We start from the raw sequence: 24,706 nt of genomic DNA, 5'->3' as shown, positions 1-24,706 counted from the left end.
ACACGGAGACATGCGACGTTCTCAGAGCCGGCCGGACCTGCCAAGCTGTGCACCGTGTCGCGCTTCCTCCGCCTCGGCCTCCCCGCTGCCACCCTCTTCACTCTCATCACCTGCGAGGTCGTGACCAACGGCCCCCTGCTGCGCGTCGACGAACGCCTCAGTCGCGCCCTGGTCCACCCGGACCGGTTCTCCGAGTTCCTCGCCGATCTCGGCAACGCTCAGGTCGCCGTGCCGGTGCTCGTCGTCGCCCTGGCGTACGACGCCTGGCGTGGCCGCGCCACCGGCAGGGGCCTTTGGTGGCTGCCACCCTCCGCCGCCGCTCTGCTGATGGCGCTGCTCCCGGCGATCGTGTTACCGCTGAAGGACTGGACCGCCCGGCCCGGAACCCCCGTGATGCCGCCGGGGACCGGCTTCTTCCCCTCCGGGCACACGGCGACGGCGGCGATCGCATACGGCTCCGCCACCCTGCTCCTGCTGCCCCGGCTCCGCTCGCCCGCCGCCCGGCGGGCCCTCGTCGGCTGCTGCGCGGCCCTCGTGCTCGGGGTGTCGTACGGCCTGGTGCGCAGGGGCTGGCACTGGCCGTTGGACGTGGTGGCCAGCTGGTGCCTGTCCACCGTGCTGCTGACCGCGCTCACCCTGGTGATCAGCCGAAGCAGGCACCGAAGTTCTTCGGGAACCCCCGGTTCGGGCAGCGTTCCCGGTTCAGCGGCCACGTCACCAGGCCTCGCAGGGCGGTCCGGGTCCCGCGGGTCGCGTACGTCTTCGACGCCGAGATCAGGCTGACGGTGAGGAAGAAGCGTCACGCCGACGGGGCCCGGCCCTGCTGAGCGGGCTCGGGCTGCCCGGTACAGCGTGTGGTGCTGCTGCGGAGCCATTCGCTCGGCCGACGGCTGGTGCGCCGGCGCCGCCGTGGCAACCGCGGCACGGCAGCACGACGCCTCCGGTGACGGCGGCGGCCACCGCTGCCGCCAGGCCCGGGCGACGCCTGGGACGGAAGGCGTCGTGCTCGCAGGTGATGCACGTCATGATCTCCTCCTGCCGGTCCGGTGTGCCGGTGCCTTGCCTCCCGGCGAGGCACCGGCTTCGAGTACGCCGGAATCCAGCAGCAGGATCATGTTCCGCGATCTCGGGGCTCAGCGAAGCCAAGAGCCCGGGTGAACGGCTCAGCTGTCGAAGCCCAGTCCCAGCCGGTCCATCGTGCGCAGCCACAGGTTGCGGCGGCCCCCGTGGGCGTCCGCGCGGGCCAGGGACCACTTGGTGAGGGCGATACCGGTCCAGGCGAAGGGCTCCGGCGGGAACGGCAGCGGCTTCTTGCGGACCATCTCCAGCTCGGTCCGCTCGGTCGGCTGCCCCTCCAGCAGGTCCAGCATCACGTCCGCGCCGAAGCGGGTCGCACCGACGCCGAGGCCGGTGTAGCCCGCCGCGTACGCCACCCTGCCCTGGTGGGCGGTGCCGAAGAACGCCGAGAAGCGGGAGCAGGTGTCGATGGCGCCGCCCCAGGCGTGCGTGAAGCGGATGCCCTCCAGCTGCGGGAAGCAGGTGAAGAAGTGGCCTGCCAGCTTGGCGTACGTCTCCGGGCGGTCGTCGTACTCCGCCCGCACCCGGCCGCCGTAGTGGTGGATCGCGTCGTAGCCGCCCCAGAGGATGCGGTTGTCGGCCGAGAGCCGGAAGTAGTGGAACTGGTTCGCCGAGTCCCCCAGCCCCTGCCTGTTCTTCCAGCCGATGTCCGCCAGCTGCCCCTCGCTGAGCGGCTCGGTCATCAGCGCGTAGTCGTAGACCGGGACGGTGTACGAGCGCACGCGCCGCAGCAGGCTCGGGAAGATGTTCGTGCCCAGTGCGACCTTGCGGGCGCGGACCGCGCCGTAGGGCGTGCGGACCGCCATCCCGGCGCCGTACTGCTTGAGGGTCAGGGCGGGCGTGTGCTCGTACACGCGGACGCCCAGCCGGAGACAGGCCTGCTTCAGGCCCCAGGCCAGCTTGGCCGGGTGCAGCATGGCCACGCCCCGGCGGTCCCACAGGCCCGCCTCGAAGGTGGGCGAGTCGACCTGCTCGCGCACGGCGTCCGCGTCCAGGAACTCGATGCCGTCGGCAAGCCCCTTCTCCCGCAGCTCCCGGTGCCAGTCGCGCAGTTCCCAGGCCTGGTAGGTCTCGGTGGCGACGTCGATCTCGCCGGTGCGCTCGAAATCGCACTCGATACCGTGCCGGGCGATCGCGGCCTCGATCTCGTCGAGGTTGCGCCGGCCCAGCTCCTCCAGCCTGTGGATCTCACCGGGCCAGCGGGTGAGGCCGTTGGGCAGACCGTGGGTGAGGGAGGCGGCGCAGAAGCCGCCGTTGCGGCCGGAGGCGGCCCAGCCCACCTCACGGCCTTCCAGCAGGACCACATCGCGCTGCGGGTCGCGCTCCTTGGCGTTGAGCGCCGTCCACAGTCCGCTGTAACCGCCGCCGACGACCAGCAGGTCGCAGGTGTCGGTGCCGGTCAGGGCGGCCTCGGCGGGTGGCTTGCCGGGGTCTTCCAGCCAGTACGGGACCGGCTGGGCTTCGGAAAGAGAGGAGATCCAGCTGTCTTTGCCACGACTCATGGCGCTTGGGGCCATGATTTCAACTCCCTACAGAGCGTCGCGCCGCTTCGTGTCCTTTGGCTTTACGCCTTCTGGTTGTTGCGGCGATTGGTGATGAGCATCGAGACGAGGACGAACAGCACGGCGACGAGGAACATGGCCGTACCGATGACATTGATCTGGACGGGCGTTCCGCGCTGCGCCGAACCCCACACGAACATGGGGAACGTGACGGTCGAACCCGCGTTGAAATTGGTGATGATGAAATCGTCGAAGGAGAGCGCGAAGGACAGCAGCGCGCCCGCCGCGATTCCGGGTGCCGCGATGGGCAGGGTGACCCGCACGAAGGTCTGCACGGGGCCGGCGTACAGGTCCCGGGCGGCCTCCTCCAGGCGCGGGTCCATCGACATCACACGCGCCTTGACCGCGGTGACGACGAAGCTGAGGCAGAACATGATGTGCGCGATCAGGATCGTCCAGAAGCCCAGCTGGGCGCCCATGTTGAGGAACAGGGTGAGCAGCGAGGCGGCCATGACGACCTCGGGCATCGCCATCGGCAGGAAGATCAGCGAGCTGACGGCGCCGCGTGCGCGGAAGCGGTAGCGGACCAGCGCGAAGGCGATCATCGTGCCGAGGAGCGTGGCACCGAGCGTCGCCCAGATCGCGATCTGAATGCTGAGGGACAGCGAGCCGCACATGTCGGCGACTCCGCACGGGTCCTTCCAGGCGGCCGTGGAGAAATGCTGCCACTCGTAGTTGAAGCGCCCCTTCGGCTTGTTGAAGGAGAACACCGTGACGATGACGTTGGGCAGCAGGAGGTAGGCGAGCGTCAGGAGCCCGGCGATGACGACGAGATGACGCTTGAGCCAGATGACGAAGGGCATTTAGACCAGATCCTCCGTCCCGGACCGGCGGATGTAGACCGTGACCATGAGCAGAATCGCGGCCATGAGTATGAAGGAGAGGGCGGCTGCCGTCGGATAGTCCAGGACCCGCAGGAACTGCGTCTGGATGACGTTGCCGATCATGCGGGTGTCGGTGGAGCCGAGCAGTTCGGCGTTGACGTAGTCACCGGCCGCGGGGATGAAGGTCAGCAGCGTGCCGGAGACCACGCCCGGCATGGACAGCGGGAAGGTGACCTTGCGGAAGGTGGTCCACGGCCTGGCGTACAGGTCGCCGGCGGCCTCGTGCAGCCGCGGGTCGATCCGCTCCAGCGAGGTGTACAGCGGAAGGATCATGAACGGCAGGAAGTTGTACGTCAGTCCGCACACCACCGCGAGCGGGGTGGCGAGGACGCGGTCGCCGGCCGTCCAGCCGAGGAAGTCGGTGAGGTCCAGGACGTGCAGCGAGTTGAGGGTGTGCACGACCATGCCGTTGTCGGCGAGGATCGTCTTCCACGCCAGGGTGCGGATCAGGAAGCTGGTGAAGAAGGGGGCGATCACCAGGATCATGATCAGGTTCCGCCAGCGGCCCGCACGGAAGGCGATCAGGTAGGCCAGCGGGTAGCCGAGCAGCAGACACAGCGCGGTCGCGGCGGCGGCGTAGAAGACGGAGCGCAGGAACTGCGGCCAGTACCCCTGCAGCGCGTCCCAGTAAGTCGCGAAGTGCCAGGTGACCTTGTAACCCTCCTCCAGAGAGCCCGTCTGCACGGACGTGGAGGCCTGGTAGATCATCGGCAGTGCGAAGAAGACGATCAGCCACAGGATGCCGGGCAGCAGCAGCCAGTACGGCGTGAACCGGCCGCGCTTGCGCGGAGGCTTCTTCGCCTCGGGGGCGGTGGCGAGGGGCGGGGGCGCCTCGGTGAGGGTCGACATGTCTATGCGGCCTCTTCCTCGACGGTCTCCACTCCGGCACCGATGTCCTGGGCCGCGTCCAGGCCGAAGGTGTGCGCCGGGCTCCAGTGCAGGACGACGTCGGCGCCGGGGACGAGGCGGCCGTCCCGCTCGACGTTCTGGACGTACACCGCGAGGTCGTCGCAGACCGGGCTGTCGATGACGTACTGCGTGGAGACGCCGATGAAGCTGGCGTCGGCGATCTTGCCGGTGAGCCGGTTGCGGCCCTCCGGGATCTCCCCCGCGTCGTCCGCGTGCGTGAGCGATATCTTCTCCGGCCGGATGCCGACCAGCACCTTGCCACCGGTCGTCGTCGGGGCGGAACAACGCGCCTGGGGCAGCACCAGCTTGCCGCCGCCGGCCTTGAGCACGATGTCGTCGCCGCTCCTCGTGTCGACCTCTGCCTCGATCAGGTTCGAGGTGCCGAGGAAGTTCGCGACGAAGGTGGTCTGCGGGTTCTCGTACAGGTCGGTGGGCGAACCGAGCTGCTCGACGCGGCCCGCGTTCATCACGGCGACCGTGTCGGCCATGGTCATGGCCTCCTCCTGATCGTGCGTGACATGGATGAAGGTGATGCCGACCTCGGTCTGGATGCGCTTGAGCTCCAGCTGCATCTGGCGGCGCAGTTTCAGGTCGAGGGCGCCGAGCGGCTCGTCGAGGAGCAGGACCTTCGGGTGGTTGATGAGCGCGCGGGCGACGGCGACACGCTGCTGCTGGCCGCCGGAGAGCTGGTGCGGCTTCTTGCGCGCCTGCTCGCCGAGCTGGACCAGCTCCAGCATCTCCTCGACCTGTTTCTTCACGCTCTTGATGCCGCGCCGGCGCAGACCGAAGGCGACGTTCTCGAAGATGTCCAGGTGCGGGAAGAGGGCGTAGGACTGGAAGACCGTGTTGACCGGCCGCTTGTAGGGCGGCAGGTGGGTGACGTCCTGGTCGCCGAGGTGCACGGTGCCGCTGGTCGGCTCCTCGAGGCCCGCGATCATGCGCAGGGTGGTGGTCTTGCCGCAGCCGGAGGCGCCGAGCAGGGCGAAGAAGGAGCCCTGGGGCACGGTCAGGTCGAGCGGGTGTACGGCGGTGAAGGAGCCGTAGGTCTTGCCGATACCGGTGAGGCGGACGTCGCCGCTGCTGTCTGTCGTCGTCTTCATCGTCGTCACGCCCCTGTGAGCTTCGAGAACTTCTGCTGGTAGGCCGTCTCTTCCTTCTGGCTCAGGGAGCGGAAGGCACGGGATCTGGCCTGCATGGCCTTGTCGGGCACGATCAGCGGGTTGTCCGCCGCCGCCTTGTCGAGCTTGGCCAGGTAGGGCCGCACGCCCGCGACCGGACTCACGTAGTTGATGTAGGCGGCGAGTTCGGCGGCCGGTTCGGGCTCGAAGAAGTAGTCGATGAGCCGCTCGGCGTTCGTCTTGTGACGCGCCTTGTTGGGGATCAGCAGGTTGTCGGTGGAGGTCATGTAGCCGCTGTCGGGGATGACGTAGCCGACGTCCGGGCTGTCCGCCTGGAGCTGGACGACGTCACCGGCCCAGGCGATGCAGGCGGCGAAGTCGCCCTTGCTGAGGTCGGAGGTGTAGTCGTTGCCCGTGAAACGGCGGATCTGCCCCTTGTCGACGGCCTTCTGCAGGCGGGCGATCACCGCGTCGAAGTCGTCGTCGCTGAACTTCGCCGGGTCCTTGCCCATGTCGAGCATGGTCATGCCGACGCTGTCGCGCATCTCCGTCAGGAAGCCGACCCGGCCCTTGAGCTTCGGGTTGTCCAGCAGGTCGGAGACCGACTTCACCTCGATGCCGTCGAGCGCCTTCTTGTTGTACGCGATGACGGTCGAGATGCCCTGCCAGGGGTAGGAGTAGGCGCGGCCCGGGTCCCAGTCGGGGGCGCGGAACTGGTCCGACAGGTTGGCGAAGGCGTGCGGCAGGTTGGACGGGTCCAGTTTCTGGACGTACCCGAGGCGGATCATGCGGGCGGCCAGCCAGTCCGTGAGGACGATGAGGTCACGGCCGGTGTCCTGGCCGGCGGCGAGCTGCGGCTGGATCTTGCCGAAGAACTCGTCGTTGTCGTTGATGTCCTCGGTGTACTTGACCTTGATACCGGTCCGCTTGGCGAACGCGGCGAGCGTGGGATGGCCCTTGCCCTTGTCGTCCACGTCGATGTACTCGGGCCAGTTGGAGAAGTTGACGACCTTCTCCTTGGCCGAGTGGTCGTCGGCGGACACACCGCCCTGCGTCCTGGCCGCCGCGGGGATCCCGCAGCCGCTCAGCGCCCCGAGTCCGCCGGCCGCGAGTACGCCGCTCGCGGAGGCGCGCAGCATTGAACGGCGGGTCATCGCGACCCTGCCGCCTCGGGGACTACGCCGTGTGGCGGCTGTTTCGACCGGCGTGAGGCGGTCGGGCTCGTACTGCTCCATGCGCGTGGTGCCCTTTCGGAGGGATGGGTCGGCCTGGTCACGGGCCGGTTCGTCGCATCCGGCAACAGCCGGTCTCGGTCTGTTACCGGTCCCCGAAGATCGTGCGGTGCCAGTCCTTGCGGGCGACCGCCGTGTTGTCGAACATTACGTGCTTGACCTGCGTGTATTCCTCGAAGGAGTACACGGACATGTCCTTGCCGAAGCCGGAGGCCTTGTAGCCCCCGTGCGGCATCTCGCTGATGATCGGAATGTGGTCGTTGATCCACACACAGCCCGCCTTGATCTCGCGGGTGGCGCGGTTCGCGCGGTAGACACTGCCGGTCCACGCAGAGGCGGCGAGGCCGTAGGGAGTGTCGTTGGCCAGCCGGATGCCCTCCTCGTCACTGTCGAACGGCAGTACGACCAACACCGGACCGAAGATCTCCGACTGGACGATCTCGCTGTCCTGGGCAGCGTCGGCGATCAGAGTGGGCCGGTAGTAGGCGCCGTCCTTCAGCTCGCCCTGCGGGGCCTCACCGCCGGTCAGCACGCGCGCGTAGGCCCGCGCGCGGTCCACGAAGCCGGCGACCCGGTCGCGCTGGGCGTGCGAGATGAGCGGACCGAGGTCGGTGCCGGGGGCGAAGGGATCACCGAGGCGCACGGTCCCCATCAGGGCGGCCGTCCGCTGCACGAACGCCTCGTACAGCGGTCGCTGCACGTACGCGCGTGTGGCGGCCGTGCAGTCCTGCCCTGTGTTGATGAGCGCGCCGGCGACCGCGCCGTTGACGGCGGCGTCCAGGTCGGCGTCGTCGAAGACCACGAAGGGCGCCTTGCCGCCCAGCTCCAGGTGCAGCCGCTTGACGGTGGCGGTGGCGGTCTCGGCGACCCGCTTGCCGACGGCGGTGGACCCGGTGAAGGAGGTCATGGCGACATCGGGGTGCCCGACGAGGTGCTCGCCGGCTTCCTTCCCGGTCCCGGTGACGATGTTGATCACGCCGTCCGGGATGCCCGCGTCCGTGGCGGCGCGGGCGAACATCAGCGAGGTGAGCGGGGTCAGCTCGGCGGGCTTGAGCACGATCGTGTTGCCCGCGGCGATCGCCGGGAGGATCTTCCAGGCGGCCATCTGGAGCGGGTAGTTCCAGGGTGCGATGGACCCGACGACCCCGATCGGCTCGCGGCGGACGTACGACGTGTGGTCGCCGGAGTACTCCCCCGCGGACTGTCCCTGCAGGTGCCGGGCGGCGCCCGCGAAGAACGCGGTGTTGTCGACGGTTCCGGGCACGTCGAACTCGCGGGTGAGCTTCAGCGGCTTGCCGCACTGGAGGGACTCCGCGCGGGCGAAGTCCTCGGCTCGGCCGGCGAGCACGGCGGCGAACCGGTGCAGCGCGTCGGAGCGTTCGCCGGGGGTCGCCGAGGACCAGCCGGGAAAGGCCGCACGGGCGGCGGCCACGGCCGCGTCGACGTCCTGCGTCCCGGCCAGTTCGTAGGTGTACACCTGGGCGCCGGTGGCAGGGTCGACCACGGCATGGGTGCGGCCGGAGGTGCCCTTCGCCGGCCGGCCCGCGATGAACTGCGCGCCGTCCGCGAAGCGCTCCGTGGCAGGGAATCGTTCCGGGGTGGCGGTGCCCGGTTCATGCATGTCGCTCTCCTCCGCCGTACGCCCGTCCCTGGGGCGGGTGGCGTAGCTCCAGCTCGAATTGAGTGCCGATCCTGACAGAGCTATAGGACGCCAACAAGTGATTCCGTTGTTGCCTTTTGGTTACGCGACGGAATCTGTCGACCAGGTGTCGAGTCGGGACGGAAAAGGCCGGACGGAGTGTCAGTGGTGCGTGCCACACTCGCGTGCATGGGAAAGATCGACGGTGTGGACGCCCTGATCAGGCATGTCCGGGCGGGCGCCCGGATCAGGTATCTCCACTTCTGGGGACACCGGCCACGCAGGGACGGCCGGATCGACGCGAGCTGTCTGAGCCAGTGGTGGCCCTCACCCTTCGTGGTGGACGGCGTGCCGTACGCGACGGCGGAGCACTGGATGATGGCCGGCAAGGCCCGGCTCTTCGGGGACACGGAGGCGGAGCGCGGGGTGCTGGCCGCCGCGCATCCCGCCGAGGCCAAGAAAGTGGGGCGGCTGGTCCGCGGCTTCGACGAAGCGATATGGGAGCGGGAGCGCTTCCGGATCGTGGTCGAGGGCAGCGTCCACAAGTTCGCCGCGCACGACGCACTGCGCGAGTTCCTGCTGGCCACCGGCGAGCGGGTACTGGTGGAGGCGAGCCCGGTGGACCGCGTCTGGGGCATCGGCCTCGCGGCGGACGACGAGGCCGCTTCGGACCCCGAGCGCTGGAAGGGCCCCAATCTGCTGGGCTTCGCACTGATGGAGGCGCGGGAGAGGCTGGCAGGGGCCGGGGCGTGACCCTGCAGGGCCTTCGGAACCGGACCACGTCGTCCGGCGCGTTCACCCTTCTGACGCCAGGGGGTGGCTCCGTAGCGGGCGTCCGCCTGCGGGACGCGCCCGCACAGGGAGCGGACGTGCCGTCAGGCGGATCCTCCACGAGCGTGCCGGAAGGTGCTGGGAGGGCCCTTCAGTCTCCTGGGGAACCCTGCGCGGACTGCCGCGCAGCCGCGATGCGGCTCGTCGCCGGCCGGGCGCGGGCGCGACGCTCAGGTGTGGTACGCGATGTAGAAGGCGACGAGCCCCAGCACCAGCACGATCCCGGCGGCGCCGCAGATGATGCCGGCCAGGGCCACGCCCGGGTTGGTGGCCTCGCCCCGGGCGGCCTTGCCCCGGGCCAGCGCGCCGAGGACCACCGCGACGATCCCGGCCACCAGGGCGAGCGGCCACAGGCAGAAGAACACAGCCGCCGAAATGCCCAGCACCAGGGAGGCCGTACCCATGCCGTTGTGGGGCACGGGCTGGAAACCGGGCCAGCCGTAGCCGTTTGCGGCCGGATAGGAGGGGATCCCGCCCGCGCCGTGCTGCGGCTGCGGCACCTGGCCCGGGTAGGCGTAGCCGTGGGGCGCCGGCCCGCCCGGGTAGCCGCCGTACGGGACCTGACCGGGACCGCCGGGAGCGAGCGGCGGCGCCGGCACGGCCGCGTTCTGCGGCTGGGCACCGGGAGCCATGGGTGATGCATAGGGGGTGGCGGACGCGGCCGGGGCGGAAGCCGGCGGGCCGTAGGGGTGCGCGGGGGCGGGGCCGAACGGGGGGAACGGGTGCGCGGGGGCGCCTGCCGGAGGTGCCCAGGCCGGGCGCACGGCGTCGGCGGGGGCGGGCCCGGCGGCGCCGGCGACGGAAGCGGCGGGCAGGGACGTCAGCGTCTGCTGGTCGTGGATTGATCCGGCCCCCGGCGCACCGGAGGGCGCGGGCCCCGGCTTGCCCAGGGACACCCGGGGTACGGTGGGCCGGTCCCCGGGGCCCTGCTCCGTCGGTATCGGCTGCGGCACCTCGTCGGACATGGTTGGGCCCCCTGCGCTGGACATCCCGTCATGCTACGGGGAAGCTCCGCTCTTTCCGGGCCTGGGGTTGGGGCCGGACGCCGGGGGCCTACGATGACCCGACGTCACCGATCAGCCGATCACCCGCGCCCGGACCCCGGACCTCGGTCCGCGGGCGCCGTTCCCGGGGAGGAACCTTGACCGACCACAGCGGCTCCGTGCTCGCCGTCGGCACACCCGAGCGCGATCTGCGCGACTTCATCGCCGCACTGCCCAAGGCCGAACTGCACGTCCACCACGTCGGCTCGGCCTCCCCGCGCATCGTCTCGGAACTGGCCGCCCGTCACCCCGACTCCAAGGTCCCCACCGACCCCGAGGCCCTGGCCGACTACTTCACCTTCACGGACTTCGCGCACTTCGTGGAGGTCTACCTCTCGGTCGTGGACCTCGTCCGCACCCCGGAGGACGTCCGCCTGCTCACCTACGAGGTGGCCCGGGACCTGGCCCGGCAGCGGGTGCGCTACGCCGAGCTGACCATCACCCCCTTCTCCTCCACCCGCCGCGGCATCGACGAGCGTGCCTTCATGGACGCGATCGAGGACGCCCGGAAGGCGGCCGAGGCCGAGTTCGGGACCGTACTGCGCTGGTGCTTCGACATACCCGGCGAGGCCGGTCTCCAGGCGGCCGAGGAGACGGTGCGGCTCGCCACCGAGGACCGGATACGCCCGGAGGGCCTGGTGTCGTTCGGGCTCGGCGGACCCGAGATAGGCGTGCCCCGACCGCAGTTCAAGCCGTACTTCGACCGGGCCATCGCCGCGGGCCTGCGCTCCGTCCCGCACGCCGGGGAGACGACCGGCCCGCAGACCGTGTGGGACGCGCTGACCGAACTGCGCGCCGAGCGCATCGGGCACGGCACCAGTTCGGCCCAGGACCCGAAGCTGCTCGCGCACCTCGCCGAGCACCGCATCCCGCTGGAGGTCTGCCCGACCTCCAACATCGCCACGCGCGCGGTGCGCACGCTGGACGAGCACCCGCTCAAGGAGTTCACCGAGGCCGGGGTGCTGGTCACGATCAACTCCGACGACCCGCCGATGTTCGGCACCGACCTCAACACCGAGTACGCGGTGGCCGCCCGCCTGCTCGACCTGGACGAGCGGGGCCTGGCCGACCTCGCCAAGAACGCCGTGGAGGCGTCCTTCCTGGACGCGGCGGGCAAGGCCCGGATCGCCGGGGAGATCGACGCGTACACCACCGCCTGGCTCACCGGCTGATTCCTGCGCCTGCATTCGCCCCTGCGGCTTGGACACAATGGGGGCCATGCAGACCGTGACCGCCGTGGCCCATCGCGGCGACCCCTACCGCTTCCGCGAGAACACCGTCGGCTCACTGCGTTCCGCGCTCGACCAGGGCGCGGACGCGGTCGAGATCGACGTACGACTCACCCGTGACGGCGTCCCCGTGCTGCTGCACGACGAGACGCTGGAGCGGCTGTGGGGGATCCGCCGGCCGCTCGGAGCGCTGTCGGCCGAGGAGGTGAAGGGCCTCACGGCGGGCGGTGTGCCGACGCTGGCCGAGGCACTGGCGGCGACGGACGACAGCCGGGTGATGCTGGATGTGTGCGGGCGGGTCGACCGCCGTACGGTCGAGCGGATCATGGACGTCGTCCGGCAGAGCGGGGCCCGGGAGCGGGTGTACTACTGCGCCCACGCCGAGGCCATGCTCGCTGTCCGGGCCGCCGATGGGGCCGCCGAGATCGCTCTGACCTGGACGACCCTGGCCCCGCCCCGGCCCGCGCTGCTGGACGCGATCCGCCCGCGCTGGCTCAACTACCGGTTCTCCCTCGTCGACCGGGATCTGGCGGCCCGCGCCCGCCGCGACGGCTACCTGCTGTCCGTCTGGACCCCGGACACCCGCCGCTCCCTGCGCCGCCTGCTGGACCTGGGCGTCGACTCCATCACCACCAACCGCATCGACGCCCTGCACGCCCTGCGTAACGGCGGCTGACCGGCTCCGCCGGACGTGCGGGACGCGCAGCTCGCGCGGACCGACTGCACACGCTGCGAAGGCAGCGGCAGGCCGGCCACCGGCCGGCTGCTCACCGGAATGCTCGGGGGGCTCGCCCTGTCCCGGCGCTCCACCTCCCCCGACAGGCCGGAGACGGTAGCGCGCACCCCGAATGACCTGCCGGTTCGCCGGCAGCGGACCAAAACCGGACCGGAACCGGACCGGAACCGGACCGGGAACGCCGCGGTGGGCTCGATGCGGCGGCGCGACGCCGGGCGCCGTCCCTGCCCCGCCGTCAGTCCGGCGGGACGGCATGGCCCGCGGCCGACAGCCAGCGTCGCCCTGCGTCCAGGTGCGAGGCCGCCCGTGGAAGGCCGCCGAGCGGCCCGGACAGCGCCGCCAGGGCGTCGACCAGAGCGGCGGTGGGCATGCCGCGGGCGTGGAGGAACTCCCCTCCGAAGGAGAGGAAGTCGGTGAGGACCCGCGGATCGTCGACGTAGTTCGCCGCTGCCACAACATCCGGGAGCCGGCCGAACTCCTCCAGGACGGCCTCGGCGTGCTCCGCGCCGGGCTCGCGCAGCCGCGGGTACCGCTCGCGCAGCCGGGCGTGCAGCCGCCGCAGCAACTCGGCCCGTTCATGGACGATCCGGGAGTACTCCTCGTCGGCGAGGTGCTCCAGGGGTGCCACCTCCCGTGGGGCCTGCGGCCACCGCACGGCGAGGCTCTCAGCGGCGGCGGCCGGGTCGGGCGCGTACAGGTCGGCTCCGAGCGCGCGGGCCCAGACGCCCCCGGGCCCGAAGCCCGAGCCGCCCGCGAGCACCGGCACCGCGGCGCGGCGGGAGGACTCGATGAGGGGGTGCGTGGCAGGCAGGCACACCGGGATCATGCAGGACAGGGCAACCAGGTCGGGTCCCTGCCGGTGCACCTGCGCCATCAGGCGCGGGAGGAGGACGTGGGCACCGAGGAACGTCAGGTCGAAGCCGCGCAGCCGCAGCACCTCGGCGGCGATCCGCGCGGGCAGGGTGTGGCGCTCCCCCTCGACGCATGCGAACACGATGTGGCGGGCCGGCGCACAGTCGTGAGGCCGCCGCGCCGTGGCGGCCTCGGCGGCCACGGCACTCACCACACGCTCGCTCACATGGGTGGCGGCGTGCTCCCGGGCCACGCTCCATTCCGTGGACATCCATCGGGCACCGACGGCGGCCTGTGCGGGGGCGATCAGACGGAGCAGGATGTCCTCCGCCGCGGCCCCGGACCGCAGCAGGCCCAGGGCGAGCGCGGTGGCCCCGGTCTCGTCGGTGCGGGCGAGGTGGTCGTCGAAGGCGGCGCGGACCTCCGGTGTCACGGCGGACACGCCGGTCACCGCTGGACTCCGACGGCGCCGGAGGAATCGGGCGAGGCCTGCAGCGTCAGCACCGCGATGTCGTCGTGAGCACGTCCGACCAGCCAGCCGGCGACGCGCAGTTCGATCCGCTCGGCGACCGCGCCGGCGGGCATCCCCGCGCAGTCCGCCAGATCGCGCGCCAGCCGCTCCGCCCCGTACTCCTCGGAACCGCCCGGGCCGCCCCGTGCCTCGGTGACCCCGTCGCTGTACAGCACGATCAGCTCGTCGCGCGCCAGGCGGACTCCGGCCCGGCCGAACTCCGGTCCGGGCAGGGCCCCGACCAGCATCCCGCCCACGTCCACCGCCTCCACGGCGCCGTCGCGGCGCAGCACCAGCGGTGGCAGGTGCCCGCCGCCGGCGAGCACCACGTCCAGGGCGCCTGCGGCGACCGGGCGAGCGGTGCCGATGACCAGGCTGGTGAACCGGCCCGAGTCCGCTTCGAGCAGGGACTGGTTGAGCACCTCGAGCAGACGGAGCGGCCGGGACTCGACGAGGGCCAGGGTCTGCAGGCTCTGGCGGACCTGGCCGGCCAGCACGGCCGCCTCGACGCCCTTGCCGCAGACGTCCCCCAGGGCGAAGTTCACGCCCCTGCCGCCGTCCCTGGCGGGTTCCACCTGGTAGAAGTCGCCGCCGAAGCCCAGTTGCTCCGGGGCGGGGCGGTAGGCGGCGCCCAGCCGCATCCCCGGCACCTCGGGCAGCGGCGCCGGATCGAGGCCCGACTGGAGCACGGCCGCGGTGTGGGCCTGCTGGGCGTAGAGGGCGGCGGTCGACAGTGCCATACCGGCCCGCAACGCGAAGTCGCGCACCACGGCGGTGTCCGTGGCGTCCGAGCCGCCCGCTCCCATCGAGCGGACGAGGACCAGGGCCCCTGCCGGGGCCCCGCTCCCGGGCAGTGCCGTCACGAGCGACGCACCTCCCACGCCCGGGTCCGGCGGCGCCGCCTCGCCGAGCGCTCTCAGGACGCCCGGCCGGCAGGGGGCGGGCCGCGGCCACAGGCCCGACAGGGCCCGCACCAGGTGCGGCACACGCTCGAGGGAGGACGTCGGCAACGTGCCCGACTCCGTCTCCGCGCCCGGCGCGGCGCGGCGGTACCAGTCCGCGTGGCCTCCGCGCGGCGGCAGGACGAGCAGCGCGGCGTCCGCCAAGGCCGGCACGGCGAGTTCCACCACGCTCCGGGCGGTGCGGCCGTGGTGCAGGGAGGCCCCCAGCCGTCGGCCCGCTTCACTGAGGAACTCCGCCCGGGACCGCTCGGCACGCAGCTCGCTCTCGCGGCGCCGGATCCCGGTCTCGTCACTGACGAGCCACACCGAGCAGTCCTCCACGGTGCTCCTGCGCCCGGTCAGCCGCCGGCCGAGGAAGTCGGCGTCGAAGCGCGCGGCGGAGGCGACGACCGCCTGCCCCAGGGGTCCGGCCGTCGCGGGGTCCGGCGCCAGCCCGGGCCGCAGGCCCGGGAAGTAGATGCCGGTCAGGCCGTTGCACCAGCACACCGCTCCGGAGGCGTCGCAGACCACGACCGCCTGGTCGACGAGGTCGAGCAGGGCACCGGCCAGCTTCGCGCCGGGACTGCCCCACGTCTCCCCGGCACCGCCGTGCTCAGCTGGGCTCCGGGCCGGCCTGCCCGTCACCGGCCCCATGCCCCGGAAGAACGGGCCCCGGCCCGACGACGTGGAACGCCGAGGGCTGCCTTGCAGGCCGGCGCAGGAGACATAAGCACCGCCGCTTCACACACTCCGACACCCGATAGGTCATTTGATACCGATTTCTTACGATACAGCCCACTCCTCACCAGGGGCACGGCCCGCAGGCTCCGCGTGGCCGACCCCGAACCCGGGCGGTGGAAGCACAGCGCGCCGGGCAGGACAGAACACCTCCGCGACGGCCACCCGCCCCCTCACGCCGGGCCTCAAGCGGCAGCCGCAGACACAGCCGCAGACGGCGCGCCGAGCGCCTCCAGTCGCTTGATCTTCTTCCGTACGACGTACAGCGGGACGACTCCGAAGACCCCGAAGGACATGTCGATCAGGCTCCACCAGAAGGGGATTCCGCGGATCGGCCCGCAGACGAGGGCGAGCGGGACGATGCCCGCGCAGGCGATCATCCCGAACTCGACCACCCAGATGTTGCGGACGGGGTCACGGTAGGGCCCGTAGAACGCGGTTGCGATGACGAGGTGGGCGAAGGCCAGCCAGTCCGTGCCGTACAGGACGAACGGGTACTTGGCGTCCACGGTGTCGAGCCCGTCCCGCACCCGGGCGATCCAGGCCATGAGCCCGGGCATGCGATCCGGGACGGACATCGCCCGCAACGCGCTCTCCGTCCAGCGCAGTTCGTGGACGAGCGGGAAGGCGGTGGCCCCACTGAGGACGAGGAACACGACGAAGAGGACCAACCAGACGCGAATGCCCTTGAGCAGGGCGGCTCTGTCGCTCATGGCAGCAGCGTACGCGCACTTTTGAACGCGTTCAAAAGACCCCCTCCGATCGCGGCCCTGATGCGTCGGGCCGGTCCGCTTCCGGGCAGTTGCCACCGCGTTCGCCGCCGCGGCCCGGCCTGCGCCGGCCGGTGACAGGCCTTCCCGGCGCATTCCCGGTCGCTGCGGCGCCGCGAACTCACCGGCCACGGGGCGAAGCCGGGTCGACGGGCGGGAACGGCGCGGCCCCCGGACGGGGAGGTGAACCCGTCCGGGGGCCGGAGTTGCGGTGCGGCCGAGCCGCGGGGGGCTTACGCGTCCAGGGACGTCATCACGTGCTTGATGCGCGTGTAGTCCTCGAAGCCGTACGCCGACAGGTCCTTGCCGTAGCCGGACTTCTTGAAGCCGCCGTGCGGCATCTCGGCGACCAGCGGGATGTGGGTGTTGATCCACACACAGCCGAAGTCGAGCTTCTTGGACATGCGCATCGCGCGGCCGTGGTCCTTGGTCCACACCGAGGAGGCGAGGGCGTACTCGACGCCGTTGGCCCACTGGACGGCCTGGTCCTCGTCGGAGAAGGACTGGACGGTGATGACCGGGCCGAAGACCTCCTTCTGGATGATCTCGTCGTCCTGCTTGACGCCGGAGACGACGGTCGGCGCGAAGAAGTAGCCCTTGTCGCCGACACGCTTGCCACCGGCCTCCACGCGCGCGTGGGCGGGCAGCCGCTCGATGAAGCCCTCGACCTGCTTGAGCTGGCTGGGGTTGTTGAGCGGACCGAAGAGGACGTCCTCGTCGTCCGGCAGGCCCGTCTTGGTCTCCTCGGCGGCCTTCGCCAGCGCGGCCACGAACTCGTCGTGGATCGACTCGTGGACCAGGACACGGCAGGCGGCCGTGCAGTCCTGGCCGGCGTTGAAGAAGCCCGCGACGGAGATGTCCTCGACGGCTTTGGCGATGTCGGTGTCCTCGAAGACGACGACCGGGGCCTTGCCGCCCAGCTCCAGGTGGACCCGCTTGAGGTCCTTGGAGGCGGACTCGGCGACGGACATGCCGGCCCGCACGGAGCCGGTGATGGAGGCCATCGCCGGGGTCTCGTGCTCGACCATCATGCGGCCGGTGTCGCGGTCGCCGCAGATGACGTTGAAGACGCCCTTGGGCAGGATCGAGCCGACGATGTCCGCGATGAGGACGGTGGAGGCGGGGGTGGTGTCCGAGGGCTTCAGGACGACCGTGTTGCCCGCGGCGATGGCCGGGGCGAACTTCCACACCGCCATCATCATCGGGTAGTTCCACGGCGCGACCTGCGCGCAGACACCGACCGGCTCACGGCGGATGATCGAGGTCATCCCCTCCATGTACTCACCGGCCGAGCGGCCCTCCAGCATCCGCGCCGCACCCGCGAAGAAGCGGATCTGGTCGACCATCGGCGGGATCTCCTCGGAGCGGGTGAGCCCGGTCGGCTTCCCCGTGTTCTCCACCTCGGCCGCGATCAGTTCCTCGGCACGCTCCTCGAAGGCGTCGGCGATCTTCAGGAGCGCCTTCTGCCGCTCGGCCGGCGTCGTGTCGCGCCAGCCCGGGAAGGCGCGGGCGGCGGCCTCCATCGCGGCGTCCACGTCCACCTGACCGGACAGCGGCGCGGTCGCGTACGCCTCACCCGTCGCGGGGTTGACCACCTCGGTGGTCCGTCCGTCGGCGGCGTCCCGGAACTCACCGTCGATGTAGTTGCGCAGACGACGCAGCTCGGTGCTCACTGCCGGCCTCCTGATCTGGTTCGAGGGTTCGAGCTGTCCCGCTTGACCAGCCGGTTCGGCTGTCCAGTGGCTGAGACACCCCAACCCTAGTCGGCGGACCCACGTTTTCAACACCCCCACCGCGACACGTTCTGCGAAATCCGCAAGCTTCGGAGTCGGAAACGACGAATTTCATCGATTGGGCCTTGCAAAACTATCGAGGTGTCGTGCACAGTGAGGTCGTGGCCAGTCGAAGCGCAGACCAGAGGGACTCGTCCCGCGAGTCCAGGAACGGCACCCCCCAGCTGGATGCCGTCTCCCTCGCCATCATTCAGCAGCTCCAGGAGGACGGTCGCAGGCCGTACGCGGCGATCGGCAAGGCCGTCGGCCTCTCCGAGGCCGCCGTGCGCCAGCGCGTGCAGAAGCTGCTGGACCAGGGCGTGATGCAGATCGTCGCCGTCACGGACCCGCTCACCGTGGGATTCCGCCGGCAGGCGATGGTCGGGATCAACGTCATGGGCGATGTCGAGGCGATCGCGGACGCGCTGACTGACATGTCGGAAGTCGAGTACGTGGTGATGACCGCGGGCTCGTTCGACATCCTCGCCGAGATCGTCTGCGAGGACGACGACCACCTGCTGGACGTCATCAACAAACGCATCCGGTCCCTGCCCGGAGTGCGCTCCACCGAAAGCTTCGTCTACCTGAAGCTGAAGAAGCAGACCTACATGTGGGGAACCCGATAACCGTGAGGACCCGATAACCGTGAGCAGCAAGGACCTCAGCCGCACCGCGTACGACCACCTGTGGATGCACTTCACCCGCATGTCCTCGTACGAGAACTCCCCCGTCCCGACGATCGTCCGGGGTGAGGGCACTTACATCTACGACGACAAGGGCAAGCGCTACCTCGACGGTCTCGCTGGTCTGTTCGTGGTCCAGGCCGGTCACGGCCGCACGGAACTCGCCGAGACCGCCTTCAAGCAGGCTCAGGAGCTGGCCTTCTTCCCGGTGTGGTCCTATGCCCACCCGAAGGCCGTCGAGCTGGCCGAGCGCCTCGCCGACCACACCCCGGGCGACCTGAACAAGGTCTTCTTCACCACCGGCGGCGGCGAGGCCGTCGAGACCGCCTGGAAGCTCGCCAAGCAGTACTTCAAGCTGGTCGGCAAGCCCACCAAGCACAAGGTCATCTCGCGTGCGGTCGCCTACCACGGCACTCCGCAGGGCGCCCTGTCCATCACGGGCCTGCCCGGTCTGAAGGCGCCGTTCGAGCCCCTCGTCCCCGGCGCGCACAAGGTCCCGAACACCAACATCTACCGTGCCCCGATCTTCGGCGACGACCCCGAGGCCTTCGGCCGCTGGGCCGCCGACCAGATCGAGCAGCAGATCCTCTTCGAGGGCCCGGACACCGTCGCCGCGGTCTTCCTGGAGCCGGTGCAGAACGCCGGCGGCTGCTTCCCGCCGCCGCCCGGCTACTTCCAGCGGGTGCGCGAGATCTGCGACAGGCACGACGTACTGCTCGTGTCGGACGAGGTCATCTGCGCCTTCGGCCGCCTGGGCACCATGTTCGCCTGTGACAAGTTCGGCTACGTCCCGGACATGATCACCTGCGCCAAGGGCATGACCTCGGGCTACTCCCCGATCGGCGCCTGCATCGTCTCCGACCGCATCGCCGAGCCGTTCTACAAGGGTGACAACACCTTCCTGCACGGCTACACCTTCGGCGGCCACCCGGTGTCGGCCGCGGTGGGTCTCGCCAACCTCGACCTGTTCGAGCGCGAGAACATCAACCAGCACGTGCTGGACAACGAGGGCGCTTTCCTCTCGACCCTGCAGAAGCTGCACGACCTGCCGATCGTCGGTGACGTGCGCGGCAACGGCTTCTTCTACGGCATCGAGCTGGTGAAGGACAAGAACACCAAGGAGTCCTTCAACGAGGAGGAGACCGAGCGCGTCCTGTACGGCTTCCTGTCCAAGGCGCTGTTCGACAACGGCCTGTACTGCCGTGCCGACGACCGCGGCGACCCGGTCGTCCAGCTCGCCCCGCCGCTGATCTCCAACCAGGAGACCTTCGACGAGATCGAGCAGATCCTGCGCGCGACGCTGACGGAGGCGTGGACGAAGCTCTGATCATCCGCCTGGATGATCACCCCCGGCCCCGGTGCCGTCCGTTCGAGTGAGAACGGCGGCCCGGGGCCGTGTGCTGTTCCGCGTCCCGTTGTGGCGTGCCTACCGTGCCGTTCATTGACTCCGCCCCCTCGTCAGGCGCCGGGGCCTCCCGGCTCACGCTGCTCCCTCGCTGGGCGAACGACGGAGTCTCACGCGATCGACACCGGCCGGGTGGGGACCAGCCCTGGCGGCAGAAGCGCCTAGGAGGCGGCACGTGCTTGGTTCCCGCGACGCGCTGCCCACCCCTTCCGCCACGCCGGACCCGGACCGTGACCGGTGGTCCCGGCGCTCGTTCGCCCGTACGGGGGACACGGCACGGCATTCCCGATCTGAACCGAGGTGTACGCCCATGGAGGCCCCACCGGACAACGACGTGCTCTGGGCACGGTCCCTGCACTTCAGGCACCCCGACGGCTCGCCCGGACTCGCCGGGGTCTCGCTGGGCGTGCGGGACGGGGAGATCCTCGCCGTCAGCGGACCGCGCGGCAGCGGAAAGACGACGCTGCTGCGCTGCCTGTCCGGTCTGGTGCCGGTGCGGCACGGCGAGGTCTGGTTCAACAGCTCTCCCGTGCACACCCTCGGACCGATGGCCCGCGAGCGGCTGCGCCGCAACCGGTTCGCCTGGATCGACCCCGCGCCCATGCTGGTCCCCGAGCTCAACGTGTGGGAGAACGCCGCCCTGCCGTTGATGCTGCGCGGCACCGGCCGCCGGCGGGCCAAGGCGGCCGCCCTGGAGTGGCTGGAGCGCCTGGACGTCGGGGACACCTCACGCAAACGCCCGCACGAACTCCAGCAGGCCGAGCGTCAGCGCGTCTCCATCGCCCGCGCGCTCGCCACCGGGCCCACGGTGCTGTTCGCGGACGAGCCGACGGCCCCGCTGCACCGCGCCGACCGCGCCCACGTCCTGCGCACGCTCACCACGGCGGCCCGCTCGCACGGCATCACGGTGCTCCTCGCCACCCACGACCCCGACACCGCCGCGCTCGCCGACCGCACGGTGCCCCTGCTGGACGGGCGGCGTGTGCACACCGTGCACCTTCCGGACCCCCAGGACAACGAAGGCCGGGCCGCGTGCTCGCTCTCCGTCTGACCCGCGCGGGCCGGCCCGCACTCCAGTTCCGCCGGCTGCTGGTGGCCCTGGCCTCGGCCGGCACCGGCTTCCTGCTGCTCTCCGTGCTCGGCTACGCGCTGGGCCACCCCGGCGCACCGGACGGCGCCGTACCGCGTCTTGTCTGGTGCGCGGTCCCGCTCGCCGCCACGGCGTACTTCGCGCTCGCGGTCGCCCGTACCGACCCGGCCACCCGGCCTCGCCCCGGTCTGTCCGCCGTCGGCCTCGGCCCGGCCCGCCTGATGGCGATCTCGGCGCTGACCACGGCCCTGTCCTGCCTCCTGGGCTCGATGCTGGCGCTGCTGTTCTTCCTGCACCTGCGCGGCGACCTGACCGGCATGCCCTTCGACGGCGCGGCGGCGCAGTTCCTGGCGGCCGACCGGCCGCTGCCGCTCCCGGCGGCCCTGACCCTGCTGTCCGTGGTGCCGGTGACCGCCTCCGCGACGGTGGCCCTGGCGCTGCGCCCCCGTGATCCCCGCCCCGCGGCCAAGGGCCGCGCCTACGGCCGCTTCGGGGCATACCGCCACACGGCGGCGCGCGAGACGTTCGGGGCGTACGGCAGGTTCGGCGCGCGGTGGCGCACTGCCGAGCCGCACACGCCGAGTCCCGGAAGGCGTCCGATGGCCGCGGTGCGGGGCCCGGCCGAGGGCGCGCTCGCCTGGCCCACGGCACCGGACTCCGGCCCCGAGCCCACGGGCCGGGACACCCAGGACGCCCAGGACCCGCCGGACGCTGCCCAGTCCGGCGCGTTCTTCGGCCCGGTGCCCGGGCGGGAGGGCCCCGCCGGGCTGCCCTGGGGCATCGCCGCCCTCGCCGCCGGTCTCGCCGTACAGGCCTACGCCGGCCGCTCCGGTACCGCCCCCGGCCTCATGACGCTGCCCGCCGAGGGCGTCGCGGTGCTGGTCGGGTGGCTGTTCACCTCGCTCGGTCTCGTCCTCGCCGCGCCCGGCCTCACCCATCTGTGCGGCCGGCTGCTGCAGTCGGCCCGCCCGGGAGCGCTGCGGTTGCTCGCGGGCCGGGTGCTCATGGCCGAGGCCACCCGGATCGGCCGCCCGCTCGGCGTGGTCTGCGCGGTGGCCGCCGCCGGATACGCGATGACCGCCCTGTACGACGGCTCGACGCACCCCTTCGGGCCGCTGACCACCCTCGGCGTGCTCGTCGTCACCGGCTGCACGGTGGCGACCTTGCTGACGGCCGCCGTCGAGGCCCGCCAGTGCCGCGCCGACACCACCGCCGCCCTGCTGCGCCTCGGCGCCCCGGCGACGATGCTGCGCAGCGCCGCCGTCCTGCGCGCGGGCTCCCTGCTCGCCCTGTTCGGCCCGCTGACCCTGGTGATCGCCAACCTGGCGGCGCTGCCGCTGACCCACCGATGAGCCGACCCACCGATGAGTTTTCCGTCGACCGGGTGTCTGTCCCCATGAACGCGATACGCGCATGAACCCGAGGGAGATACCCCATGTACCAGCAGATGATCTTCGTGAACCTGCCCGTGAACGACCTCGACGCCTCGAAGAAGTTCTTCACGGACCTCGGCTACACGATCAACCCGCAGTTCAGTGACGAGAAGGCCGCCTCCGTGGTGATCAGCGAGACCATCATCGCGATGCTGCTGACCAAGCCGTTCTACGCGACCTTCACCGACAAGGAGATCGCCGATGCGACGAAGACCAGCGAGATCCTGGTCGCGCTGAGCGCCGAGAGCCGGGAGAAGGTGGACGAGCTGGTCGACAAGGCGATCGCGGCGGGCGGCACGGCCAGTGGCAGGACCCAGGACCTCGGCTTCATGTACGGCCGGTCCTTCGACGACCTCGACGGCCACACCTGGGAGGTCATCTGGATGGACCCGGCGGCGGTCCAGGGCTGAGCCGGCGTGCCCCGCCCGGTGGTCGAACGTGCCGGCGGTCAATGCGGGGGAAGAGTCAACCGCCTTCGGCAGCAAGGAAGTTGACACCTCCTACGAGGGCTTATAGACCCGTGAGCCTCCTGGGGACGCTGGGGCGTCGCTCTCGTCCGTCGCCCCGGCGCCCCTTCCACCCCCCTCAATGCACCCCGCGAAGGACAGACGTTGTCCATGACTCGCCGTAGCGCACGGCGTTCCGTGCACATCCTGGGTGTCGCCTCCGCCGCTGCCGCGCTGGCCCTCGGTGTCGCCGGCAGCGCACTCGCCGGCACCATCAGTGAGTTCTCCGCCGAAGCGACGTGCGACGGCGGCAAGGGTGTCATCGTCGTCACCGTCAAGGACATCTCGGGCACCCCTGCCGTCATGTTCCTGAAGAGCGATGCAGGTGTCGAGACGCCGGTCGGCCGGCCCCAGGAGGTCAGGGGCAGCGCCGAGGGCACCTCGGTCGCCTTCACCGAGAACGGGAAGCCGCACACGGCATACCGCGTCCACGTCAAGGCCGGCCACCAGGTCGACCAGTACATCAATCCCGACCTGAAGACCCCCGGCACGCCCTGCAAGGCCCGGACGAAGACGCCGAAGCCGCCGGCCACCCAGGCGCCGTCCACGTCCGCCCCGGCCGAGTCCGCGGCCCCGGCTCCCCCGGCCTCCGCGGCCGGCTCCACCCCGGCGGGCACGTCGGACAACGTGCCCTCACCGGCGGCCGGTGACTCCAACCTCGCCGAGACCGGTACCCACTTCGACATCGGCCTCATCGCCGGTGTCGCGGGTGCCCTGGTCGTCGTCGGTGGTGGCGCGCTGTTCTTCGGCGTGCGCCGCCGGGGGACCAAGAGCGACAACTGACGCCCTCGGATCCCGTACCCTGCTGCGCCCGTCCTCGTGATCCCCCGGGGACGGGCGCAGTCGTACACCGGTCCACGATCAGTACCGGCTACCGGCGCGCGCCGGTCAGTGCTCGGGACCGGGCTCCGGCTCGGGATCGGGCTCCGGCTCAGCCGAAGCTTGCGCGGGACAGCCAGAAGTCCAGCACCTGGCGTTCGCCCAGCACCTCCAGGCCGGGGGCGTCCAGCGGGAGCCGTCGGTAGAAGGCGAGCAGGACGGAGGTGAGCGGGCCGCGGAGGGCGACCGTCGCCTTCTCGTGGTCGCGCCGCCAGCGGACGCCGTCCGGGCCGAACTCCAGGAACCACTCGGCGTTCAGGGCCGGGTCGGCGTCGGTGGCATGCAGGTGGATCGAGCGCGCGGGCCCCTCCAGCCGGTGGGCCTCCTCGTCGCCCCGGTACTGCTGGAACCAGACGGCGAGGTCCAGCCACTCGTCCAGCGCGTCGGCGGCCACCTCGGGCGCCAGCTCGTAGGGCAGCCCGGCGGCGATGGTGGCGTCGGCGCGGTGGATCGTGATCTCGTTGGCCATCCGGCGGGCCCAGAAGGCGGCCGTCGCGTTCCCCTGCCAGCTCCACACCTTGGTGTCAGGCCCCGCCTCCCGCAGCGCGCCGACGACCAGCTCGCCGGTCTCCGCCAGCCATGCGTCCAGGGCCGCCGCGTCACCCCGCTCCTCCGGTCCCCCGCACAGCGGGATCCGGTCGAACGGGATGTTCTCCTGCGCCCGGCCGCGTACCAGGGCGTCCACCCAGCGCAGGGCGCCGCCCATGTGCCGCACGAGGTCTTCCAGCGACCAGTCCGGGCAGGTCGGCACGGTGGTGGCAAGGTCGGCGCCGGAGGTCACCACGGCTCTCAACTGATCGACCTGATGAGCGATTTCGTCGCAGTAACGGTCATGCGCGAGCAAAGTCATGCCCTCACCCTAGGGC

General features: G+C 71.1%; 21 protein-coding genes and 1 pseudogene. 10 read left to right on the top strand and 12 right to left on the bottom strand.

Features of this window, described 5'->3' with window-relative positions; genetic code table 11:
- Nucleotides 1-54 precede the first annotated feature (54 nt).
- Nucleotides 55-783 (top strand): phosphatase PAP2 family protein, encoded by a 729-nt coding sequence (locus K7G59_RS26960; protein ID WP_225838636.1) that lies wholly within the window; start codon nt 55-57, stop codon nt 781-783.
- Between the two features lie 380 nt (nt 784-1,163).
- Here the strand turns inward: K7G59_RS26960 and K7G59_RS26955 are convergent, their stop codons facing one another.
- The 6 genes from K7G59_RS26955 to K7G59_RS26930 form a co-directional block, all read right to left on the bottom strand.
- The gene (locus tag K7G59_RS26955; protein WP_225838635.1) at nt 1,164-2,594 is read right to left on the bottom strand and encodes an FAD-binding oxidoreductase; all 1,431 of its coding nucleotides are present in this window, start codon (nt 2,592-2,594) and stop codon (nt 1,164-1,166) included.
- A gap of 47 nt (nt 2,595-2,641) precedes the next feature.
- Nucleotides 2,642-3,442 carry an ABC transporter permease gene (locus K7G59_RS26950; RefSeq protein ID WP_225838634.1) on the bottom strand — a complete coding sequence of 267 codons (801 nt, stop codon included), beginning with the start codon at nt 3,440-3,442 and terminating at the stop codon, nt 2,642-2,644.
- The gene (locus tag K7G59_RS26945) at nt 3,443-4,372 is read right to left on the bottom strand and encodes an ABC transporter permease (RefSeq protein ID WP_225838633.1); all 930 of its coding nucleotides are present in this window, start codon (nt 4,370-4,372) and stop codon (nt 3,443-3,445) included.
- A 2-nt stretch (nt 4,373-4,374) separates the two neighbouring features.
- Nucleotides 4,375-5,541, bottom strand: a complete 1,167-nt coding sequence (locus K7G59_RS26940) for an ABC transporter ATP-binding protein (protein WP_374114285.1) — start codon at nt 5,539-5,541, stop codon at nt 4,375-4,377.
- Nucleotides 5,538-6,785, bottom strand: a complete 1,248-nt coding sequence (locus K7G59_RS26935) for a PotD/PotF family extracellular solute-binding protein (RefSeq protein ID WP_225838630.1) — start codon at nt 6,783-6,785, stop codon at nt 5,538-5,540. Before K7G59_RS26935 ends, K7G59_RS26940 begins: the two co-directional genes overlap by 4 nt.
- Nucleotides 6,786-6,867: 82 nt before the next feature.
- Entirely contained in the window at nt 6,868-8,403 is a 1,536-nt protein-coding gene (locus K7G59_RS26930; RefSeq protein ID WP_225838628.1) for a gamma-aminobutyraldehyde dehydrogenase, read from the bottom strand.
- A gap of 207 nt (nt 8,404-8,610) precedes the next feature.
- Between K7G59_RS26930 and K7G59_RS26925 the strand changes: the two genes are divergently transcribed.
- Nucleotides 8,611-9,174 carry an NADAR family protein gene (locus K7G59_RS26925; RefSeq protein ID WP_225838627.1) on the top strand — a complete coding sequence of 188 codons (564 nt, stop codon included), beginning with the start codon at nt 8,611-8,613 and terminating at the stop codon, nt 9,172-9,174.
- 248 nt (nt 9,175-9,422) lie between these two features.
- Here the strand turns inward: K7G59_RS26925 and K7G59_RS34790 are convergent, their stop codons facing one another.
- Nucleotides 9,423-10,217 carry a DUF4190 domain-containing protein gene (locus K7G59_RS34790; protein WP_263976809.1) on the bottom strand — a complete coding sequence of 265 codons (795 nt, stop codon included), beginning with the start codon at nt 10,215-10,217 and terminating at the stop codon, nt 9,423-9,425.
- An 86-nt stretch (nt 10,218-10,303) separates the two neighbouring features.
- Between K7G59_RS34790 and K7G59_RS26910 the strand changes: the two are divergent.
- Together K7G59_RS26910 and K7G59_RS26905 are read left to right on the top strand one after the other, a co-directional pair.
- Nucleotides 10,304-11,467: pseudogene (locus K7G59_RS26910) on the top strand (adenosine deaminase); the annotation flags it as partial.
- A gap of 46 nt (nt 11,468-11,513) precedes the next feature.
- Entirely contained in the window at nt 11,514-12,200 is a 687-nt protein-coding gene (locus K7G59_RS26905; RefSeq protein WP_225838625.1) for a glycerophosphodiester phosphodiesterase, read from the top strand.
- A 295-nt stretch (nt 12,201-12,495) separates the two neighbouring features.
- Here the strand turns inward: K7G59_RS26905 and K7G59_RS26900 are convergent, their stop codons facing one another.
- The 4 genes from K7G59_RS26900 to K7G59_RS26885 form a co-directional block, all read right to left on the bottom strand.
- Nucleotides 12,496-13,563, bottom strand: a complete 1,068-nt coding sequence (locus K7G59_RS26900) for a B12-binding domain-containing protein (RefSeq protein WP_225838622.1) — start codon at nt 13,561-13,563, stop codon at nt 12,496-12,498.
- Complete coding sequence (locus K7G59_RS26895; protein WP_225838620.1) at nt 13,560-15,218, bottom strand: PP2C family protein-serine/threonine phosphatase; 1,659 nt, start codon at nt 15,216-15,218, stop codon at nt 13,560-13,562. Before K7G59_RS26895 ends, K7G59_RS26900 begins: the two co-directional genes overlap by 4 nt.
- A 269-nt stretch (nt 15,219-15,487) precedes the next feature.
- Nucleotides 15,488-16,015: a hypothetical protein gene (locus K7G59_RS26890; RefSeq protein WP_225838618.1), complete on the bottom strand. Its 528-nt coding sequence runs from the start codon at nt 16,013-16,015 to the stop codon at nt 15,488-15,490.
- A 290-nt stretch (nt 16,016-16,305) separates the two neighbouring features.
- A complete protein-coding gene (locus K7G59_RS26885) occupies nt 16,306-17,745 on the bottom strand; it encodes a gamma-aminobutyraldehyde dehydrogenase (protein ID WP_225838615.1) in 1,440 nt (479 codons plus the stop codon).
- A 206-nt stretch (nt 17,746-17,951) separates the two neighbouring features.
- Between K7G59_RS26885 and K7G59_RS26880 the strand changes: the two genes are divergently transcribed.
- From K7G59_RS26880 to K7G59_RS26855, 6 genes are all read left to right on the top strand, one after another.
- A complete protein-coding gene (locus tag K7G59_RS26880) occupies nt 17,952-18,470 on the top strand; it encodes an Lrp/AsnC family transcriptional regulator (protein WP_225838611.1) in 519 nt (172 codons plus the stop codon).
- A gap of 19 nt (nt 18,471-18,489) precedes the next feature.
- Nucleotides 18,490-19,854 (top strand): aspartate aminotransferase family protein, encoded by a 1,365-nt coding sequence (locus K7G59_RS26875; protein ID WP_225838608.1) that lies wholly within the window; start codon nt 18,490-18,492, stop codon nt 19,852-19,854.
- 388 nt (nt 19,855-20,242) lie between these two features.
- Complete coding sequence (locus K7G59_RS26870) at nt 20,243-20,983, top strand: ABC transporter ATP-binding protein (protein ID WP_225838605.1); 741 nt, start codon at nt 20,243-20,245, stop codon at nt 20,981-20,983.
- A complete protein-coding gene (locus tag K7G59_RS26865) occupies nt 20,965-22,374 on the top strand; it encodes a hypothetical protein (protein WP_225838603.1) in 1,410 nt (469 codons plus the stop codon). The genes K7G59_RS26870 and K7G59_RS26865 overlap by 19 nt, the downstream gene beginning before the upstream one ends.
- 83 nt (nt 22,375-22,457) lie before the next feature.
- On the top strand, nt 22,458-22,865 hold the full coding sequence (locus K7G59_RS26860) for a VOC family protein (RefSeq protein WP_225838601.1): 408 nt from the start codon (nt 22,458-22,460) through the stop codon (nt 22,863-22,865).
- A 207-nt stretch (nt 22,866-23,072) separates the two neighbouring features.
- Nucleotides 23,073-23,744 carry a hypothetical protein gene (locus K7G59_RS26855; protein ID WP_225838599.1) on the top strand — a complete coding sequence of 224 codons (672 nt, stop codon included), beginning with the start codon at nt 23,073-23,075 and terminating at the stop codon, nt 23,742-23,744.
- Between the two features lie 148 nt (nt 23,745-23,892).
- Here K7G59_RS26855 and K7G59_RS26850 read toward each other — a convergent pair whose 3' ends face one another.
- The gene (locus K7G59_RS26850; protein WP_225838597.1) at nt 23,893-24,690 is read right to left on the bottom strand and encodes a maleylpyruvate isomerase family mycothiol-dependent enzyme; all 798 of its coding nucleotides are present in this window, start codon (nt 24,688-24,690) and stop codon (nt 23,893-23,895) included.
- Between the last annotated feature and the right edge of the window lie 16 nt (nt 24,691-24,706).

It is taken from the genome of Streptomyces sp. NK08204 (assembly GCF_020400585.1).
GTDB lineage: Bacteria > Actinomycetota > Actinomycetes > Streptomycetales > Streptomycetaceae > Streptomyces.
This window is presented reverse-complemented; position numbering and strand designations above follow the sequence as displayed.